The following is a 17,654-nucleotide window of genomic DNA, read 5'->3' as shown; positions in this document are numbered from 1 at the left end:
CACTCACTTTCCGTTATTCTCATACTCCGTCTGGATTCTCTGCGCCAGCTCCTCAGGGGTCACACGTCCGATCAGCAGTTCCTGAAGCCCGCCCTGCATCACGTCAATCACGCCGGAGCTGAGCTGGTGGTCATATACCGGAATAAACGGTCTGCCCTCCGCAAATTGATCAAATTTCGCAGCGATAGTACTGGTAATCTCCACATTTTCCCCTGGTTTGACAGCAGTCAGAGTTCCCTCTTTGATGGCCGCGGTTCCGTATGCCGGTCCTGTCATGGCTTTCAACATATCCGTCACTACCGCCAGCTTTTCCGGTGTAATCTTCGCGCTAACCGCAATCGCCCAGCCTGCTCCTCCGGTAATCGCCTCCGGGTCGCCCTTGCCACCTTCCACCATAGGAAGAGCCGCCATCTCGGTTACATTTTTCACCTCATCCGGGCAGTTTTCATCAAAGTTGGCAATTGCCCAGCTTCCGTCAATCGTGATAGCCGCTTTGCCGTTCATATACATCTGTCTCTGCTGCGCTCCGTCAATACTGTTTACATCCTCGTTAAATGCTCCCGCCTCCGCTAAGTCGCTGAGAGCCTGAAGAGATGCCACGAACTCCGGGTCCGTAAATTTCGCTCCGCTGTTATCACGGATGCTCTGATACCAGTCATCCCCAGTTACCCTGTTTCCAAGAGTACTCATGATGACAGACTCCGCATTCCATTTCTCTTTGTTCCCCAGTACGATAGGCGTCACACCCAGGGCTTTTAAATCCGGGATAATCCCAATCAGTTCGTCCCATGTTTTTGGAAATTCCGTAATTCCCGCCTGGGCCAGCAACTCCGTATTGTAAAAGACACAGGTATTGGTCACCTGGAACGGCAGGGCATAAATCTTCTCGTTAATTGTAAAGTTGGAGAACACTCCCTCTTTAAAGTTGTCTTTCCACTCCGTATCCGCATCCAGCACATCATTGAGGGCATACAATTTTCCGTTTTCCACAAATGCCTGAGCCATCTGCCCTTTTAACATAAACACATCCGGCAGCTCATCTCCTGCGGCTAACGTCTGTACTTTGGTAGCCAAATCTGCGTTAGATACCGATTCCTCATCCAGCACAATATTGGGATGCTCCGCCAAATACTGCTCCATCAGCGGCTTCATGGCCTTTGTCACGCCCTCGCCGGGAATGAAAAAGTCCAGCATGGATATCTCCACCTTCTCCTCTCCCTTGGCCGTCGTCTTCTGCCCACAGCCTGCCATTGACACTGCCATGGCCCCCGCACACACCATGCTAAGCGCCCGTCTCCATCCATGTTTCCCCATCATCCATATTCCTCCTTGTGATTTGTGAACCTGTCTTTCAGTTCCTTTAACGGAATTATAGCAAATGACGACGCCTCTTATAATGTGGCTGTTCCATCATAATATCCGAAATTCTATACACCTTGCCGCCCTCCCGTATTGATCTCATAAAAATGCAAAACAGAGTGCTTTCCTTTCGGAGAACACTCTGTTTTTCGTCTAAGGGCGATATAATAACCCATTATTTCTCATCCCGCCATCAGCCTGGTGACCGCGAAATAAATCAGCACCACGATTCCCAGCCCAATCCGGTAAAATCCAAACACCGTGAAATCATTTTTCCGAATATAATCCAGCAGAAACTTGATGGAATACACGGAAATCAGGAATGCCACTACCATTCCAAACAACAGGTAAAACACTTCAATCCCCTTGAAATTTCCCAGTCCAAATTTCACAATCTTCAGCAGACTGGCTCCGAACATCACCGGAATTCCAAGGAAGAAGGAGAACTCCGCCGCCACGCCTCTGGAACAGCCTAACAGGATGGCTCCCAGTATGGTTGCTCCCGATCGGGAGGTTCCCGGCACCAGGGACAATACCTGAAAGAGGCCGATGCAGAACGCAAGCCGGTACGTAATATTTCCCGCCTTCTCCACGATAGGCTTCTGCCCCTCGTTGTACCGCTCAATCACGATAAACAGGACACCGTAGATAATCAGGGTCGCCGCCACCACATAACCGTTCATCAGATGGGCTTCCATCCAATCATCGATCAGCAGACCGATGACGGCCGCCGGAATGCAGGCCACCAGGATCTTCGTCCAAAGGCGAACTGTCGCCCTCTTCTGTTTCTCCGTTTTCGACGGTGAAAACGGATTCAATCTATGGAAATACAGCACTACCACAGCCAGAATCGCGCCCAGCTGGATCACTACCATAAACATATCCTTAAATTCTGTCGATACACTCAGCGGAATAATCTCATCCAGCAGAATCATATGTCCCGTACTGCTGATTGGCAGCCATTCCGTAAATCCTTCCACGATTCCGAACACCAGAACCTTCAAAATCTCTATAAATGTCGCCATGTTTCTCCCCTCTCTTTGTGTGCTGTTCTAAAAGATTCCGGATGTCCTATAAGTTCTCGATCTGCCAGTCAATCGGCTCTACCCCATGAGCCTTCAAAAATTCATTGGCCTGGCTGAAATGCTGACAGCCGAAAAATCCCCGGTAAGCAGACAGCGGGCTGGGATGAGGCGCCTTCAATATCAGATGCTTCGGATTGTTTAACATCGGAATCTTGTTCTGGGCCGGTCTCCCCCACAGCATGTAGACAATCGGTCTGTCCTGCTCATTCACCGCCTCGATAATGGCGTCCGTAAACTTCTCCCAGCCCTTCCCCTGGTGGGAGTTGGCCTGATGGGCCCGGACGGTCAGCACCGTGTTCAGCATCAGAACGCCCTGTCTCGCCCATTTCTCCAGATACCCGTTGTTGGGTATGTAGCAGCCCAAATCGTCGTGGAGTTCCTGGTAAATGTTCTGCAGAGACGGTGGAATCTCCTTCTGCTCCGGCAGCACCGAAAAGCTGAGTCCGTGGGCCTGGTGCTCGTTGTGATAAGGGTCCTGCCCCAGTATCAGCACCTTCACCTCTTTTAGCGGTGTAAAATGAAGCGCGTTAAAAATATCATCTGCCGGCGGATAGATCACCCTTGTGCTGTACTCCTGCTTCACAAACTCGTACAGTTCCTTATAATAAGGTTTCCGAAATTCTCCGCCAACGGCCTGCAGCCAGTCATTCTCTATCATTCCCATATCTGATGTTCCCTCCTCATTCGTACTTTTCCTTCCAGTCTTCCAACATCACAGGCGCATGGATAACCCGCGCCCCGCCAGATATCTCTTAAGCTCCATAATCTCCAGTTCTTTATAGTGAAACAGCGAAGCAGCCAGAGCCGCGTCCGCCTTCCCTTTTGTCAGGGTATCATAAAAATGGTCCATGGTTCCGGCCCCGCCGGACGCAATCACCGGGACTGAGACATGCTCCGCAATCAGAGCGGTCAGCTCGTTGTCATATCCCGCCTTGGTGCCGTCGCAGTCCATGCTGGTGAGGAGAATCTCCCCCGCTCCCAGACGGTCCGCCTTCTCCGCCCACAAAAGGGCATCAAGCCCCGTGTCAATCCGGCCGCCGTTCTTGTACACATTCCAGCCGGAGCCGTCCTCCCGCCTTCTCGCGTCAATAGCCACCACCACACACTGGCGTCCAAACTTGTCCGCCGCCTCCGATATCAGCTCCGGCGTATTGATGGCCGAGGAATTGATGGATATCTTGTCCGCCCCTTCCCGAAGCAGCATCCGGAAATCATCCACCGTGCGGATTCCGCCGCCCACCGTAAAGGGAATAAACACCTTCTCCGCCACCCGGCGCACCATGTCCACCACCGTGTTTCTGGCGTCGGAGGAAGCCGTGATATCCAGAAATACCAGTTCGTCCGCACCGGCCTTATCGTAGGCCGCCGCAATCTCCACCGGGTCCCCCGCGTCCCGCAGGTTCACAAAATTGACACCTTTCACTACTCTGCCGTTATGTACATCCAGACATGGAATAATTCTCTTCGTATGCATGGCCGCCTCCTGGAAATCATGATGTTAGGTTCTAGTTTATCTCAATAAAGTTCTTCAGAATCTGAAGCCCCACACTGCTGCTCTTCTCCGGATGGAACTGGCAGGCAAACACGTTGCCGGACTCCACCGACGCGTGGATTCTGGTGCTGTACTGGGTGGAAGCCGCCACGATTTTTTCGTCCTCCGCCTCCAGATAGTAGGAATGCACGAAGTACACGTACGCTCCCTGCTCCACGCCCTGAAAGAGTCTGGCTCCCGGCGTGATATCCAGGGAATTCCACCCCATATGGGGAATCTTAAGTCCCGGACAGTCGGGAATCTTCTTAATGGTCCCGCGAAGCAGTCCCAGGCCTTCCACACCCACACTCTCCTCACTGCTCTCAAACATCAGCTGAAGTCCCAGGCAGATACCAAGAAACGGCGTTCCCTGGTCCGCCACCTGGCGGATGACGTCGACCAGCCCGTACTGATGCAGCCGTCCCATGGCGTCCCCGAAGGAGCCGACTCCCGGAAGTATCACCTTGTCCGCCGAGAGAATCTCATGGCTGTCACTGGTAATCACCGGCTTCTCCCCCAGCGCCGTCAGCGCTTTCTCCACGCTCCGTAAGTTTCCTGCATCATAATCGATTATCGCTATCACACGCATCCCATCCTTTTTTGTCAGCTGATACACCTTTTTGTCATTATTTTATCACAACCCGCCCGCTCACACAATGCGTAAATCATTACAAGTTTTGAAAACCATTTGTAACTTTTGCAGTTTTCCTCTATAATGTAGTAGGAAATACCAAAAGATGCAAAACCATGCAAATAAAATAACAGTCAAAGGAGAATCAAGATATGGGGGAACGTTTAGTCGGAACGATATCCAGAGGGGTACGTACACCAATCATCCGCGAAGGAGATAACCTGGCACAAATCGTTGTGGATTCCGTGCTGGCAGCTGCCGCAGACAATGACGAGGGATTTACCGTCCGTGATATGGACGTGCTGGCTGTCACAGAGGCCGTTGTCGCAAGAGCCCAGGGCAACTATGCCACCGTCAACGATATTGCCGCCGATGTAAAGGCCAAATACGGAGACTCCACCATCGGCGTCATTTTCCCGATTCTCAGCAGAAACCGTTTTTCCATCTGCTTAAAGGGAATCGCAAAAGGCGCGAAAAAGATTGTACTCATGCTGTCCTACCCATCGGATGAGGTGGGCAACCATCTGGTTGACGAGGACGAGCTGGATGAAAAGGGAGTGAATCCATGGTCTGACGTGCTGTCGGAGGAGCGCTACCGGGAATTATTTGGATACAAAAAACATGAATTTACCGGTGTGGACTACATCGAAGTTTATAAAGAGCTGATCACCGAGCAGGGCGCCGAGGTGGAGGTGGTGCTGGCCAACGACTGCCGCACGATTCTTGACTACACCGACAGTGTACTCTGCTGCGACATCCACTCCCGCGCCAGAACGAAACGCCGTCTGCTGGCCGCCGGCGCCAAAACCGTGTACGGCCTGGATGACATTTTAACTGCCCCGGTAAACGGCAGCGGATACAACGAAAACTACGGCCTGCTGGGCTCCAACAAGGCCACCGAGGACACGGTCAAGCTGTTCCCAAGAGACTGCGAGCCGTTCGTGAACCAGGTTCAGCAGATGATGAAGGAGCGCACCGGCAGACAAATCGAGGTTATGGTCTACGGCGACGGCGCCTTCAAGGACCCTATCGGCAAAATCTGGGAGCTGGCTGACCCCTGCGTATCCCCGGCCTTCACACCGGGTCTCAACGGACAGCCAAACGAGATTAAGTTAAAATATCTGGCAGACAATGATTTCGCGGACTTGAGCGGTGAGGAATTGAAGGCTGCCATCTCCGAGCGCATCCGCAACAAGGCGGACAACCTGGTGGGCGATATGGCGTCCCAGGGAACCACGCCGAGACGATTGACCGACCTGATCGGTTCGCTCTGTGATTTGACCTCCGGCTCCGGCGACAAGGGGACCCCGGTTATCTATATTCAGGGATACTTTGACAATTATACAAAATAAAATTTATGCAGCGAAAAATGGCCGCCCGGACAGTTTACAAAACTGACCGGGCGGCCATTTTATCATCACAGCTGCGTGATCCACGTCACGGAATTCTCCGCAATTCCTTCCGCCCGCTCCTTTATCTCCTCCGATATCTGGGAAAATGTCCCGTTTACCCGGTAGAGATAGGATTTCCGGTTGAAAAATACGGTCTTTTCAAAGGGCCACCGGATGACTGTGGGCGTCTTGAATCCCTCCCCCAGTTCCAGCACCACCAGATTTTTATTGAGCGTGGTGGTCAGCCATTTGGTGTAGGCGTTCCAGGACGGAAGGTATCCTTCTTCTATATAAGTCTCCGCCTCCACCGTATTGCCGGTCAGAGGGGCGCCGCAGTGGGGACAGATGTCGTCCGGCACCTCGCCGGCCTCCCAGATGTCCTTTGTGCAGGCTTTGGAACACTGCCGCCAGTTCACATTTCCGCAGGGTGCGGTGATTCTGCTATCATCCAGGGAGGAGTCCCAGATGGCTCCGTCCGTGTTGGTGGTGACGATAAAATAGTCCTTATCCTTGATGAGCTGGTGCAGGGCCTCGTAGGCGGCCATCACGTCGTCATTTCCCTCCTTCTTCCACTCTTTTCCGATGCCTACCAGCACCTTTCCGCAGTCCGCCAGGCGGGCTTTTATCTGTTCTGTCTTATCATTCATAGCTATTCTTCTCCATTATTTTTTCTCTTCGTCTTCTCACATGACAGAGCCAGGTTCCTATCTTGTGCCATGTCTCTTCCCATCATACCATATCCGCCCCTCAGGTTCAAGAAAGCGAAAAATCCTGGGAATTTTCCCAAAAAAGATAGGCTTTTCCCCAGAATTATGATAATATGAGGGTGCGAATAAAACCGTTTGTGACAAACCTACACGGAGGTGAATACTTCATGAAACAGCTTCAGTTAAGACTGAAACACTCAAAATACATATCACTGCTCCTTGCCTTTACGCTGGTCATGATGACAGCGATGCCCGCCATTCCAGCCATGGCGGCTGCCAAAAGCGGCGCGGCTTTTACCATCGGTGACGTGAGCGGCAAACTGGTTATCATCCATACCAACGACACACATGGACGCGATATGGCAGACGACGGCGTGCTGGGAACGGCAGCCATTGCCCAGCTAAAGAAGGACTACGAGGCGGCAGGGGCCGACACTCTTCTGCTTTCTGCAGGGGACGCCTGTCAGGGGACAGCTCTGGTGAACCAGTCCCAGGGAGCGGACGCCATCGCCTTTATGAATCTGGCCGGCTACGATGCCATGTGTCCCGGCAACCACGAGTTTGACTGGGGCGTGGACAACCTAAAAGCCCTGATAAAGGACGCCAAATTCCCGGTTCTGGCCGCCAACATTGTATACAAGAACAACAAATCCGTCGTTTTTGACTCAAAACGTATTTTTACCACGAAAAGCGGTCTGAAGGTCGGCGTCTTCGGACTGGACACCCCGGAGACGGCCACCAAGGCCAGCCCGGACAAGATGAAGGGGCTGGAATTTCTCCAGGGCAAAGAGCTCTACGCCTGCGCCCAGAATCAGGTGGACCAGTTAAAAGCGTCCGGCTGTGATTTGATTGTGGCCCTCGGCCATCTGGGCATCGATGAGGAGAGCGCCGCCTCAGGCAGCCGCTCCGTGGACGTGGTAAACCATGTGACCGGCATCGATTTGTTTATCGACGGCCACAGCCATACGGTTATGGAAAATGGCGCGCCGGTTGATAAAGCGTCCTATCCATCCTTCCGCAATAACAGCGATACCCTCATCGTCAGCACTGGTTCCAACCTGGCCAACGCCGGGGTGGTTCTCTACGATACGAACACAAAGGAGCTATCCTCCCAGCTGGTTTCCGCCGATGTCTATACGGGAAAAGACAAAACCGTGGAAGCGGCTGTCAAGGCGAAAAACGATGAGATTAACAAAGAGCTTGGCAAGGTATTTGCCAAAACAGAAGTGATGTTAAACGGGGAGCGCGAGCCGGGCAACCGGACACAGGAGACCAATCTGGGTGACTTCGCGGCGGACGCCATCCGGTGGAGCGCCAACAAGTCCATCGGCGGGACCGTGGACGCGGCCATCACCAACGGCGGCGGCATCCGGGAATCCATCCCAGCGGGAGACATTTCCATGCTGGATATGAAGACGGTCTTCCCCTTTGGCAACCAGGTGGCTGTCATGGAGCTAACCGGACAGGAGCTTTTGGAAGCGCTGGAAGCCGCCACCTACGCGGCGCCGGCGGCGCTGGGAGCATTTCCGCAGGTATCGGGGATTACCTTTACCCTGGATACGTCCAAGCCCTACAAGAACGGGGAAGCCTACGGCACCTACTATCGCTGCGCCAATCCGGGAACCCGCGTCAAAAATGTGATGGTGGGCGGCGTTCCCCTTGATTTGGAGCGGACCTACACCATAGCAACCAACGACTTTACCGCCGCGGGCGGCGACACCTACTATTCCTTCAAGGATGCCTATCAGGAAAATGGTTACGTGACCGGAGTGTCCCTGGAGGATGCGCTGATTGACTACACCACCACGGCCTTGAAGGGCGTGATCACGGCGGAGCAGTACGGTCAGCCGGCGGCCCGCATCTATGTCAGGGGCGCCAACCAGGTGACCGAGCTTCCGGAGACCGGTTCCCCGGAGCTTCAGAAGGCGGCATCAATTTACAGGGTGATCCGCGGCGATACGCTGTGGAAGATTTCCAATAAGAAGCTGGGCGACGGCGGGCGGTGGCCGGAGATTTATGCGCTGAACAAGTCAAGAATCGCCAACCCGAATATCATCTATGTGGACCAGCTGCTGGAGTTGCCGGCTTCATAGGGCATCCTAACACAAATGGCAGTGTACCTTCTCTTTACGGATGGTACACTGCCATTATTTTTTGAATTTTATAACGCTATCCTTCCAGCAGCGCCTGAATCACCGCCGCTACCGTCCGCTCCTCCACGTGAAGCGTCAGCTCAGGCTCCTGTATATGCTCCAGGTAATGGGCGTCGGAATTGCTGATGATCCGGCAATTCTCCAGATACGGGTTCGCCCGCTTCACCTCATGAAGTTTCTTCAAATCCTTCATCTCCGCCGTCCGAAACTGGCTGTCCGGCGGGATAAATCCCAGGTTGGCAATCAGGCTGTTGGCTGACTTTTCAATATGGGCCGGGAACATGACCCCGTCGTATCCCCTGACCAGTGTCCACAGCTCATCAAAGGATATCTCCGTGGCGTTAATCAGCAGATTGGGCTCCGTGCCGCAGACATTGTCCTCCTCGTCATACATCTGCTGCTTTCCGAAGACAGCCTCGTTGTTGGGAAACTTCACCAGCTTTTCGTACACATAGGCGTCAAACTCCAGGGCCCGCTCCAGTGTGGGAAACAGGCACACCGCGTGAACCTCCTCCGAGGTGTTAATCTCCATCCCCGGAACCGCCAGAATCCCGTATTCCTCCGCCGCCCTCATCACCGCCGGACAGTTCCGGCAGGAATTGTGGTCCGTCACCGCTATCACGTCCAAGCCCTTGATGGCCGCCATTCCCACAATATTGGCCGGCGTCATATCATCATCCCCGCATGGGGACAGGCAGGAATGAATATGTAAATCATAGTATAATTCAGCCATGTATCATCTCATGGATGGCGAGAGCCGCCTCAAAAATAGGCTCCTCCGTGGCCAGCACCGTGATCTCCTGCTGCTTCGCCTTCCCGGCCGCCACCTCATCCAGAACCGCCCCTTCCGCCATAATTACGCAGGCCACATCCGCCAGGGACGCCACCGCCAGCGTGTTCATATTGCCCATCACCGTCACCCACGCGCCGCCCTCCGGCGCCTTCCCCATGGCAATGCTGAGCAGATCACAGCAGAATGGCTTTGTAATCTCCCGCTCCGGGTTATCCCCCATATTAATCACACGGAATTTCCCACACTCCGCCAGTTCCTTTACTGTCATAAACGTATTCTCCTTTCCAGCTTTCCGGCACATTATTTCTCCCGCACCTTGCTGTCCAGCACTGTCATCTCATCCGAGATGCGCTGAATATACTCTTTCAGAATGTTCAGCGTCTCCGTGCCTCCCTTGTCTCCGTCCGCCAGGTCATCCGCCAGTATGGCCACCTCCTGGGACAGACTGTGGAGATTATCCCGGAGGAAATAGACGCAGTCCTTCTCGCTGGCTTCCCCGCGGACAATATCCTCCGCCAAAGCCTTGCAGGTAGGCGCTCCGCAGGAGCCACAGTCCAGCCCCGGGAACTTCTTGCACAGCCGCTCCACCCGTTCCAGTCTGGAAAAGCTCTCCATCATATTGTCCCCCAGCCGGAACACCGGCTCAAACTGGACGCCTGTGGTCCAGGGAACACAATCAACGGCATCCGCCTCCATATGGCTTCTGGCCACCGGCATGTATTTGCGGAGGCGTTTTAATTTCACCTCGGCCACGTAAGGGTTCTCCACCGTCAGCACGCCGCCGACACAGCCGCCGCTGCACGCGTTTAACTCCACAAACTTCAAGCTGGGCAGCTTCTGGTCCTCCAAATCCTCCAGCACCCGAATCACATTCTCAATGCCATCCGCCGCCAGATAGTTCTCCGTGAACAGACCGCTGGCCTCGCCGCCGCTCCGTCCCCAGCTGACTCCAATCTTTCCGGAGGTGCCAATCTCCGGTCCATCCTCCCCCACCACTTTCATGTAGGAAAGGAGCTGGGGATATACCTCCTTGATGGCCAGCACATGGTCCACCTCGCTCTTCTCCGTGCCCAGCGGCGACTTCACATACGTCACCTTGGACGGACATGGGGAAATGAAAATGATGCCTATCTTCTCTCTCGCAAGCCCGGTCTTCTTCATCGCCCGCTCCACCGCCATACAGGCCGCCACCTCCACCGGTGGATTGAGCGGCAGTAAATGCGGTATCAGGTTTGGAAAACGCACCCGGATCAGACGGACCACCGACGGGCAGGCCGTGCTGATAACCGGCAACTGGTCCTCGTGCTCCGTCAGATAGCTTCTGGTGGCCTCCGACACAATCTCCGCCGCGGCTCCCACCTCAAACACATCGTCAAATCCCATGAGCAGCAGACCGTTCAGCACAATATTCACATCATCCAGATTGTTAAACTGGCCGTACAGCGACGGCGCCGGCAGGGCCACCGTGTACTCGTACTGCTTCATCACGTCCAGCTTGTCATAGGTGGCATGCTTGGCGTGATGCGGACAGACGCGGATACATTCTCCGCAGTCAATACAAAATTTTCCATTAATCTGCGCCTTGCCGTTCCTCACGCGGATTGCCTGCGTGGGACACCGCTTGATGCAGTTGATGCACCCCTTGCAAAGGGCCGGGTCCAACCTCACCGAATGGTAAAATTTGTCCATCCCCACACCCCTTTCTCTCCTAAATAATCTTTCCTTCTCCCGTTACAGGTTCACCACCATCTCAATGGTCGTTCCAACTCCCAGAACGGTATCAATCTTCATGGTATCCGTATATTTCTTCATATTGGGCAGCCCCATCCCCGCTCCAAATCCCAGGGAGCGTACCTCATCCGGCGCCGTGGACCACCCCGCCTGCATAGCCTGGTCCACATCGGGAATTCCAGGACCCTTATCCGCCAGAACCATGCGGATGCACTGGGGCGATATCTCAACCGTGATATCTCCACCCTCCGCATGGATGACCATATTGATTTCGCCCTCATACATGGCGATGGCAACCTTTCTGACTGCCTCCGGGGATACCCCCATCTGCTTTAATTTACTCTTCACATCACTGCTGGCTTCCCCCGCCCGGGTGAAATCATCCGGCGAGATGTGATACGTTAACGTGATGACATCCGCCATTAAATCGCACCTCCATGTAACCCGGCTTCATATAACATTCCACAGGCGGAAAACATCCTGTGTCCGGTCTCCAGTATCACCAGATTTCTCTCTTTGGCCATCTCGAGAATCGTCTCATCCGGCTTCTTGCCTCTGACAAAAATTACACAAACAATATCCAGCATCTCCGCCGTCCTGATCACCTGCGGATTGCAAAGCCCTGTCAGCAATATGGAGTGGTCCTTGGAAAATGCCAGCACATCGCTCATCATATCAGAGCCGCAGGCGCTCCTCACTTCCCTGTCCAGATACTCCTCCCCGGTTAAAACTCTAGCTCCCAGAACGTCCATTACATCTTTTACTGTCATATGTCCATCTCCTCACATTCCCTATGTGTTTCCTATTCCTGATACGGTTTCCTGCTCATTTCACCAAAACTTTTTGTTACCAATATACTTCTACATACAATTATACATGAAACTTTTATTTGTGCAACAACGAAAGCATACGGAATTCATTGACTTTACAATCTTTCAAAAAGCCAAATTGGCATTGTTAATTTTTTTACAAAATAATCCAGGCAAGATGTGGATTTTTTGTCATTAACATGGTAAAATGTTATATACATTGCATATAAACACAAAGAGGAGGGTTTAAGATGGCTTGCAAACAAAAAGGTGTTCCTTTTAGCGGAACAGCGGAGCAGGAAGCTGCTTTAAAAGAAGCGATTGCTGAGCTAAAAGACACAAAAGGTGCCCTGATGCCAATTATGCAGAAGGCACAGGAAATATATGGTTATCTTCCTATTGAAGTACAGACCATGATTTCCGATGAAACAGGAGTTCCGTTAGAGAAGATTTATGGGGTGGCTACTTTCTATGCCCAGTTCGCCCTGCAGCCAAAAGGCAAATATAAAATTTCCGTATGCCTGGGAACTGCCTGCTATGTAAAGGGTTCCGGCGCAATCTTTACCAAATTGGAAGAACTGCTTGGAATCACCAACGGGGAGTGTACTCCCGACGGTAAGTTCTCCTTAGACTCCTGCCGTTGTGTAGGCGCCTGCGGACTTGCCCCTGTCATGATGGTGAATGATGAGGTTTATGGCAGACTGGTTCCTGACGATATTCCCGGTATCTTAGCGAAGTACCGATAAGCCTATGATGACGGAGATTTCCTTAAATGTCCTGGATGTGGCAGAGAACTCCACCAGAGCCGGCGCGAAGTTAGTTACCATCACGGTAGCGGCCGATTTTAACGCGGACAGGCTTACTATCATCATTGAAGATGACGGCTGCGGTATGAGCGAAGAACAGATTGAGAGGGTGACAGACCCCTTCTTCACCAGCAGAACCACCCGTAAGGTGGGGCTCGGCGTTCCGTTTTTCAAGTACGCGGCAGAGAGCACCGGTGGCAGCTTTACCATTGAATCCCAGGTCGGTATCGGAACTACCGTTACCGCGGTATTCGTACTTTCCCATATAGACCGCATGCCTCTCGGAGACATTTCCAGCACGATTCACACGCTGATTGTGTATCATCCGGAGACAGAATTCGTCTATCACTACCAGTACAACGATAACACATTTACACTGGACACCAGGGAATTTCGCGAGGTGATTGGGGACATCCCCTTTGACACGCCGGAGATTTCCTCATACATCATGGAGTATTTACAGGAAAATAAATTAGAAACTGACGGCGGTGCCCAGTATTAACCATAGTAAGGCATCCTAAATTGGAGGAATAATCATGAAAACTCTTGAAGAATTAAAGGCAATCCGCGAGAAGATGCAGAGTCAGGTCAGCATGCGCGGAGAAGACCATGCGCACACCCGTGTAGTAGTCGGCATGGCAACCTGTGGAATCGCAAGTGGAGCCAGACCTGTGCTCACCACCTTGTCAAACCTGGTTCAGGAACGTGGACTGACAAACAAAGTATCCGTTACCCAGACAGGCTGTATCGGCTTATGCCAATACGAGCCAATCGTCGAAGTACTGGAACCTGGCAAGGAAAAAGTTACCTATATTAAAATGACACCAGAAAAAGCAGAAGAAATTGTAGAGCGTCATCTGATTGGTGGTCATGTTGTGGAAAACTACACATTAAGTTCAGCAGACATCAAATAAGGAGGAGCCCCAATGTATCGTTCACATGTATTAGTTTGCGGCGGAACAGGATGTACTTCCTCCGGAAGCCAGCAGATATTGGAAACATTAAAAGAAGAAATCCAGAAAAACGGCCTCACGGAGGAAGTTGCCGTCGTTCAGACAGGCTGCCACGGCCTCTGTGCACTGGGCCCGATTATGATTATCTACCCGGATGCAACCTTCTATTCTATGGTTCAGGTAAGTGATATTCCTGAAATCGTATCCGAGCATCTGTTAAAGGGAAGAGTTGTCACCAGACTTCTCTACCAGGAGACCGTCACTGCCGGCGGCGGCGTGAAAGCCTTAAGTGACACTGACTTCTACAAAAAGCAGCACCGGATTGCCCTGCGCAACTGTGGTGTTATCAACCCGGAGGTTATCGAGGAGTACATCGGTACCGGCGGATATGCAGCGCTTGGCAAGGTTCTCACGGAGATGACTCCGGATGACGTAATCCAGACTCTGTTGGACAGCGGTCTTCGCGGACGCGGCGGCGGCGGTTTCTCCACTGGCCTCAAATGGAAGCTGGCCAAGGGCAATGACGCGGACCAGAAGTATGTCTGCTGTAACGCCGACGAGGGCGACCCTGGTGCATTTATGGACCGTTCCGTGCTGGAAGGTGACCCACATGCACTGTTGGAGGCTATGACTATCGCAGGCTATGCCATCGGCGCTTCCCAGGGTTACATCTACGTTCGTGCGGAGTACCCGATCGCCGTTGAGCGTTTGAAAATTGCCATCAGCCAGGCCAGAGAGATGGAACTTTTGGGCAACAACATTTTCGGCTCCGACTTCTCCTTCGATATCGACTTGAGACTGGGCGCCGGCGCGTTCGTGTGTGGTGAGGAGACCGCTCTCATGACCTCCATCGAGGGCAACCGCGGTGAGCCAAGACCGAGACCTCCGTTCCCAGCCCAGAAGGGTCTGTTTGGCAAGCCAACCATCTTAAACAACGTGGAGACCTATGCCAATATTCCTCAGATTATCTTAAACGGTGCGGAGTGGTTCGCATCCATGGGTACGGAGAAGTCCAAGGGCACCAAGGTATTCGCTCTGGGCGGCAAGATACATAACACCGGACTGGTGGAGGTTCCCATGGGAACAACCCTCCGGGAAGTCATCGAAGAAATCGGCGGCGGCATTCCAAACGGCAAGAAGTTCAAGGCGGCTCAGACCGGCGGACCTTCCGGCGGATGTATCCCGGCAGAGCACTTCGACATTCCGATTGACTATGACAACCTGATTGCCATCGGCTCCATGATGGGCTCCGGCGGTCTGATTGTTCTGGATGAGGACGACTGTATGGTGGATATCGCCAAGTTCTTCCTGGAGTTCACCGTGGAGGAATCCTGCGGTAAATGTACCCCATGCCGTGTAGGAACCAAGCGTATGCTGGAGATTCTCGACAAGATTACCAAAGGCAAAGCTACCATGGAAGATTTGGATAAGCTGGAAGAGCTCTGCTACTATATTAAGGAAAATGCACTGTGCGGCTTAGGCCAGACAGCACCGAACCCGGTTCTCTCCACCCTGCGCTTCTTCCGCGATGAGTATGAAGCTCATATCAGGGATAAGAAATGTCCGGCCGGCGTTTGTAAGGCTCTCATGTCCTACAACATCGACCCGGATAAATGTAAGGGATGTACCTTGTGTGCCAGAAACTGTCCAAACAACGCGATCGTCGGTACGGTTAAGAATCCTCATGTCATTGACCAGGATAAGTGTATCAAGTGTGGCGCTTGTATGGAGAAATGTAAATTCGGCGCTATTTACAAGAAATAATGGAGGAGAATCAAGATGGAGAATATTACAATTAAAATTAACGGCACAGAAGTCAGTGCTCCAAAAGGCTCTACCATTCTTGAGGCAGCCAGAATCGCACATATTGAGATTCCGACGCTTTGTTTCCTCAAAGAGATTAACGAAATCGGCGCCTGCCGTATGTGCGTGGTAGAGGTAAAGGGCGCAAGAAGCCTGGTGGCTTCCTGTGTATACCCAATCAACCCGGGGATGGAAGTATTTACCAACACCCCAAAAGTACTGGATTCCAGAAAGAAGACTCTGCAGCTTCTGCTCTCCAACCATGAGAGAAAATGTCTCTCCTGTGTGCGAAGCGGCAACTGTGAGTTACAGACCTTAGCCAAGGAGCTGGGTGTGGAGGACGAGGCGTACTATGATGGCGCTGTGACACAGTCCTGCCCGGATGACAGCGCGGCCCACATGATTCGCGACAACAGCAAATGTATCCTCTGCCGCCGCTGCGTGGCTGTCTGCGAGAAGGTTCAGGGCATCGGCGTGATCGGCGCCAATGACCGTGGATTTGACACCAATATCGGCTCTGCCTTCAAGATGGGGCTGGGCGAGACCAGCTGTGTATCCTGTGGTCAGTGTATCGCAGTCTGCCCAACCGGCGCTCTTCGCGAGAAGGATTACATTGACGATGTTCTGGCTGCCATCGCGGACCCGGACAAACATGTGATTGTACAGACCGCTCCTGCTGTCCGTGCCGGACTTGGGGAAGAATTCGGTTATCCGATTGGAACCAATGTGGAAGGCAAGATGGCCGCGGCTCTGAGAAGAATCGGCTTTGACAAGGTATTTGACACCAACTTCAGTGCGGACTTAACCATTATGGAGGAGGCCCACGAGTTTATTGAAAGAGTACAGCACGGCGGGGTGCTTCCGATGATTACCTCCTGTTCTCCAGGATGGATTAAATACTGCGAGCACTACTTCCCGGATATGACCGAGAACTTGTCCAGCTGTAAATCCCCACAGCAGATGTTTGGCGCCATCGCCAAATCCTACTATGCGGAGAAACAGGGCTTAAAGCCGAAGGATATCGTATCCGTAAGTATCATGCCATGTACCGCCAAGAAGTTCGAGATTGGCAGAAACGACCAGGCCGCCAACGGCGTGCCGGATGTGGACTACTCTCTGACCACCAGGGAGCTGGCAAGAATGATAAAGAAGCTGGGCATCCGTTTCAACGAGCTGCCTGACGAAGAATTTGACGCGCCTCTCGGTCTTGGCACCGGTGCGGCTGTCATCTTCGGCGCTACCGGCGGTGTTATGGAGGCGGCCCTTCGTACCGCAGTGGAGACACTGACCGGGGAAGAGCTGGCGGCTCTGGACTTCACCGATGTCCGCGGCATGGAAGGCATCAAGGAGGCCACCTACCCGGTTGCCGGAATGGATGTCAAAGTTGCTGTGGCCTCCGGCCTTGGCAACGCGAAGAAGCTGCTTGACAAAGTGAAATCCGGCGAGGCGGACTACCACTTCATCGAGATTATGGGCTGTCCAGGCGGATGTGTCAACGGCGGCGGCCAGCCACAACAGCCAGGCCCGGTACGCAACACCGTGGATGTCAGAGCGCTCCGCGCCCAGGTTCTCTATGACTCTGATAAGAACAATCCTATCAGAAAGTCTCATGAGAATCCGGCGATTAAAGAGCTGTATGATACCTATCTTGGCAGACCAGGCAGTGAGATGGCACATCATCTGCTGCATACGACTTATGTGAAGAGACGGATTAATGAGATTTAAGTAAGTAGATTGGATAAAAAAAACCCGATACTTTGACGATGGTCATTGTATCGGGTTTCTTTTTATATCCGGAATCATAAATTGGTTTGTGAGTTTATTCTCCTAAAATTTCGTTCATACGGACGGTGCAGCCCTCCAGAATGTGAGTCGCTATCTGGACATATACCTCCGTTTAAC

Annotated in this window: 18 protein-coding genes; 7 read left to right on the top strand and 11 right to left on the bottom strand. The window is 52.7% G+C overall.

Translation table 11 applies throughout. From position 1 onward, the window contains the following. Positions 1 to 3: 3 nt before the first annotated feature. From HMPREF9473_RS05035 to hisH, 5 genes are all read right to left on the bottom strand, one after another. Positions 4 to 1,317, bottom strand: coding sequence for an extracellular solute-binding protein (locus HMPREF9473_RS05035; protein WP_242830776.1), 1,314 nt, complete (start codon positions 1,315 to 1,317; stop codon positions 4 to 6). Positions 1,318 to 1,541: 224 nt separating this feature from the next. Then, complete coding sequence (locus HMPREF9473_RS05030) at positions 1,542 to 2,384, bottom strand: undecaprenyl-diphosphate phosphatase (protein WP_006778981.1); 843 nt, start codon at positions 2,382 to 2,384, stop codon at positions 1,542 to 1,544. A gap of 46 nt (positions 2,385 to 2,430) precedes the next feature. Beyond that, the gene (locus HMPREF9473_RS05025) at positions 2,431 to 3,108 is read right to left on the bottom strand and encodes a uracil-DNA glycosylase (RefSeq protein WP_006778980.1); all 678 of its coding nucleotides are present in this window, start codon (positions 3,106 to 3,108) and stop codon (positions 2,431 to 2,433) included. 48 nt (positions 3,109 to 3,156) lie between these two features. Further along, complete coding sequence (hisF, locus tag HMPREF9473_RS05020) at positions 3,157 to 3,918, bottom strand: imidazole glycerol phosphate synthase subunit HisF (RefSeq protein WP_006778979.1); 762 nt, start codon at positions 3,916 to 3,918, stop codon at positions 3,157 to 3,159. 31 nt (positions 3,919 to 3,949) lie between these two features. Further along, positions 3,950 to 4,558, bottom strand: a complete 609-nt coding sequence (gene hisH, locus HMPREF9473_RS05015) for an imidazole glycerol phosphate synthase subunit HisH (protein WP_034858791.1) — start codon at positions 4,556 to 4,558, stop codon at positions 3,950 to 3,952. 200 nt (positions 4,559 to 4,758) lie between these two features. Here hisH and HMPREF9473_RS05010 point away from each other — a divergent pair, with 200 nt between their 5' ends. After that, on the top strand, positions 4,759 to 5,958 hold the full coding sequence (locus HMPREF9473_RS05010) for a coenzyme F420-0:L-glutamate ligase (RefSeq protein WP_006778977.1): 1,200 nt from the start codon (positions 4,759 to 4,761) through the stop codon (positions 5,956 to 5,958). A gap of 65 nt (positions 5,959 to 6,023) precedes the next feature. On the opposite strand, the gene HMPREF9473_RS05005 is transcribed toward HMPREF9473_RS05010, so the two are convergent. After that, complete coding sequence (locus HMPREF9473_RS05005; protein ID WP_006778976.1) at positions 6,024 to 6,644, bottom strand: hypothetical protein; 621 nt, start codon at positions 6,642 to 6,644, stop codon at positions 6,024 to 6,026. 227 nt (positions 6,645 to 6,871) lie between these two features. On the opposite strand from HMPREF9473_RS05005, the gene HMPREF9473_RS05000 reads away from it, so the two are divergent. Continuing rightward, positions 6,872 to 8,797 carry a 5'-nucleotidase C-terminal domain-containing protein gene (locus tag HMPREF9473_RS05000; RefSeq protein WP_006778975.1) on the top strand — a complete coding sequence of 642 codons (1,926 nt, stop codon included), beginning with the start codon at positions 6,872 to 6,874 and terminating at the stop codon, positions 8,795 to 8,797. Between the two features lie 76 nt (positions 8,798 to 8,873). On the opposite strand, the gene HMPREF9473_RS04995 is transcribed toward HMPREF9473_RS05000, so the two are convergent. From HMPREF9473_RS04995 to HMPREF9473_RS04975, 5 genes are read right to left on the bottom strand one after another with little or no spacing between them, the layout of a single operon-like run. Then, positions 8,874 to 9,590: a PHP domain-containing protein gene (locus HMPREF9473_RS04995; RefSeq protein ID WP_006778974.1), complete on the bottom strand. Its 717-nt coding sequence runs from the start codon at positions 9,588 to 9,590 to the stop codon at positions 8,874 to 8,876. Next, positions 9,583 to 9,918, bottom strand: a complete 336-nt coding sequence (locus HMPREF9473_RS04990; protein WP_006778973.1) for a hypothetical protein — start codon at positions 9,916 to 9,918, stop codon at positions 9,583 to 9,585. The genes HMPREF9473_RS04995 and HMPREF9473_RS04990 overlap by 8 nt, the downstream gene beginning before the upstream one ends. 32 nt (positions 9,919 to 9,950) lie before the next feature. Further along, positions 9,951 to 11,339 (bottom strand): [Fe-Fe] hydrogenase large subunit C-terminal domain-containing protein, encoded by a 1,389-nt coding sequence (locus HMPREF9473_RS04985; RefSeq protein ID WP_034858784.1) that lies wholly within the window; start codon positions 11,337 to 11,339, stop codon positions 9,951 to 9,953. A 42-nt stretch (positions 11,340 to 11,381) separates the two neighbouring features. After that, entirely contained in the window at positions 11,382 to 11,804 is a 423-nt protein-coding gene (locus HMPREF9473_RS04980) for an ATP-binding protein (RefSeq protein ID WP_006778971.1), read from the bottom strand. After that, on the bottom strand, positions 11,804 to 12,151 hold the full coding sequence (locus HMPREF9473_RS04975; protein WP_006778970.1) for a DRTGG domain-containing protein: 348 nt from the start codon (positions 12,149 to 12,151) through the stop codon (positions 11,804 to 11,806). The genes HMPREF9473_RS04980 and HMPREF9473_RS04975 overlap by 1 nt, the downstream gene beginning before the upstream one ends. Before the next feature lie 290 nt (positions 12,152 to 12,441). Here HMPREF9473_RS04975 and HMPREF9473_RS04970 point away from each other — a divergent pair, with 290 nt between their 5' ends. From HMPREF9473_RS04970 to HMPREF9473_RS04950, 5 genes are read left to right on the top strand one after another with little or no spacing between them, the layout of a single operon-like run. Continuing rightward, entirely contained in the window at positions 12,442 to 12,936 is a 495-nt protein-coding gene (locus HMPREF9473_RS04970; protein ID WP_006778969.1) for a complex I 24 kDa subunit family protein, read from the top strand. A 4-nt stretch (positions 12,937 to 12,940) separates the two neighbouring features. Further along, positions 12,941 to 13,498, top strand: a complete 558-nt coding sequence (locus tag HMPREF9473_RS04965) for a sensor histidine kinase (protein WP_006778968.1) — start codon at positions 12,941 to 12,943, stop codon at positions 13,496 to 13,498. A gap of 34 nt (positions 13,499 to 13,532) precedes the next feature. Then, positions 13,533 to 13,910, top strand: a complete 378-nt coding sequence (locus tag HMPREF9473_RS04960; protein ID WP_006778967.1) for a (2Fe-2S) ferredoxin domain-containing protein — start codon at positions 13,533 to 13,535, stop codon at positions 13,908 to 13,910. 12 nt (positions 13,911 to 13,922) lie between these two features. Then, positions 13,923 to 15,713: an NADH-quinone oxidoreductase subunit NuoF gene (nuoF, locus tag HMPREF9473_RS04955; RefSeq protein WP_006778966.1), complete on the top strand. Its 1,791-nt coding sequence runs from the start codon at positions 13,923 to 13,925 to the stop codon at positions 15,711 to 15,713. 15 nt (positions 15,714 to 15,728) lie between these two features. Next, entirely contained in the window at positions 15,729 to 17,477 is a 1,749-nt protein-coding gene (locus HMPREF9473_RS04950; protein WP_006778965.1) for an NADH-dependent [FeFe] hydrogenase, group A6, read from the top strand. Positions 17,478 to 17,654: the final 177 nt, after the last annotated feature.

The sequence above is a fragment of the Hungatella hathewayi WAL-18680 genome (assembly GCF_000235505.1).
GTDB lineage: Bacteria > Bacillota > Clostridia > Lachnospirales > Lachnospiraceae > Hungatella_A > Hungatella_A hathewayi_A.
Note: the sequence above shows the minus strand (reverse complement) of the source record. Positions and strands in the feature narration are given on the sequence as shown.

Coding starts and splice junctions, on each gene's coding strand:
- HMPREF9473_RS05010 (WP_006778977.1), top strand. CDS start 4,759: ATGGGGGAACGTTTAGTCGGAACGATATCCAGAGGGGTACGTACACCA.
- HMPREF9473_RS05035 (WP_242830776.1), bottom strand. CDS start 1,317: ATGATGGGGAAACATGGATGGAGACGGGCGCTTAGCATGGTGTGTGCG.
- HMPREF9473_RS05005 (WP_006778976.1), bottom strand. CDS start 6,644: ATGAATGATAAGACAGAACAGATAAAAGCCCGCCTGGCGGACTGCGGA.
- HMPREF9473_RS04985 (WP_034858784.1), bottom strand. CDS start 11,339: ATGGACAAATTTTACCATTCGGTGAGGTTGGACCCGGCCCTTTGCAAG.
- HMPREF9473_RS04975 (WP_006778970.1), bottom strand. CDS start 12,151: ATGACAGTAAAAGATGTAATGGACGTTCTGGGAGCTAGAGTTTTAACC.
- HMPREF9473_RS04995 (WP_006778974.1), bottom strand. CDS start 9,590: ATGGCTGAATTATACTATGATTTACATATTCATTCCTGCCTGTCCCCA.
- HMPREF9473_RS04950 (WP_006778965.1), top strand. CDS start 15,729: ATGGAGAATATTACAATTAAAATTAACGGCACAGAAGTCAGTGCTCCA.
- HMPREF9473_RS04990 (WP_006778973.1), bottom strand. CDS start 9,918: ATGACAGTAAAGGAACTGGCGGAGTGTGGGAAATTCCGTGTGATTAAT.
- HMPREF9473_RS05030 (WP_006778981.1), bottom strand. CDS start 2,384: ATGGCGACATTTATAGAGATTTTGAAGGTTCTGGTGTTCGGAATCGTG.
- nuoF (WP_006778966.1), top strand. CDS start 13,923: ATGTATCGTTCACATGTATTAGTTTGCGGCGGAACAGGATGTACTTCC.
- HMPREF9473_RS04960 (WP_006778967.1), top strand. CDS start 13,533: ATGAAAACTCTTGAAGAATTAAAGGCAATCCGCGAGAAGATGCAGAGT.
- HMPREF9473_RS04965 (WP_006778968.1), top strand. CDS start 12,941: ATGATGACGGAGATTTCCTTAAATGTCCTGGATGTGGCAGAGAACTCC.
- HMPREF9473_RS05000 (WP_006778975.1), top strand. CDS start 6,872: ATGAAACAGCTTCAGTTAAGACTGAAACACTCAAAATACATATCACTG.
- HMPREF9473_RS05025 (WP_006778980.1), bottom strand. CDS start 3,108: ATGGGAATGATAGAGAATGACTGGCTGCAGGCCGTTGGCGGAGAATTT.
- hisF (WP_006778979.1), bottom strand. CDS start 3,918: ATGCATACGAAGAGAATTATTCCATGTCTGGATGTACATAACGGCAGA.
- HMPREF9473_RS04980 (WP_006778971.1), bottom strand. CDS start 11,804: ATGGCGGATGTCATCACGTTAACGTATCACATCTCGCCGGATGATTTC.
- HMPREF9473_RS04970 (WP_006778969.1), top strand. CDS start 12,442: ATGGCTTGCAAACAAAAAGGTGTTCCTTTTAGCGGAACAGCGGAGCAG.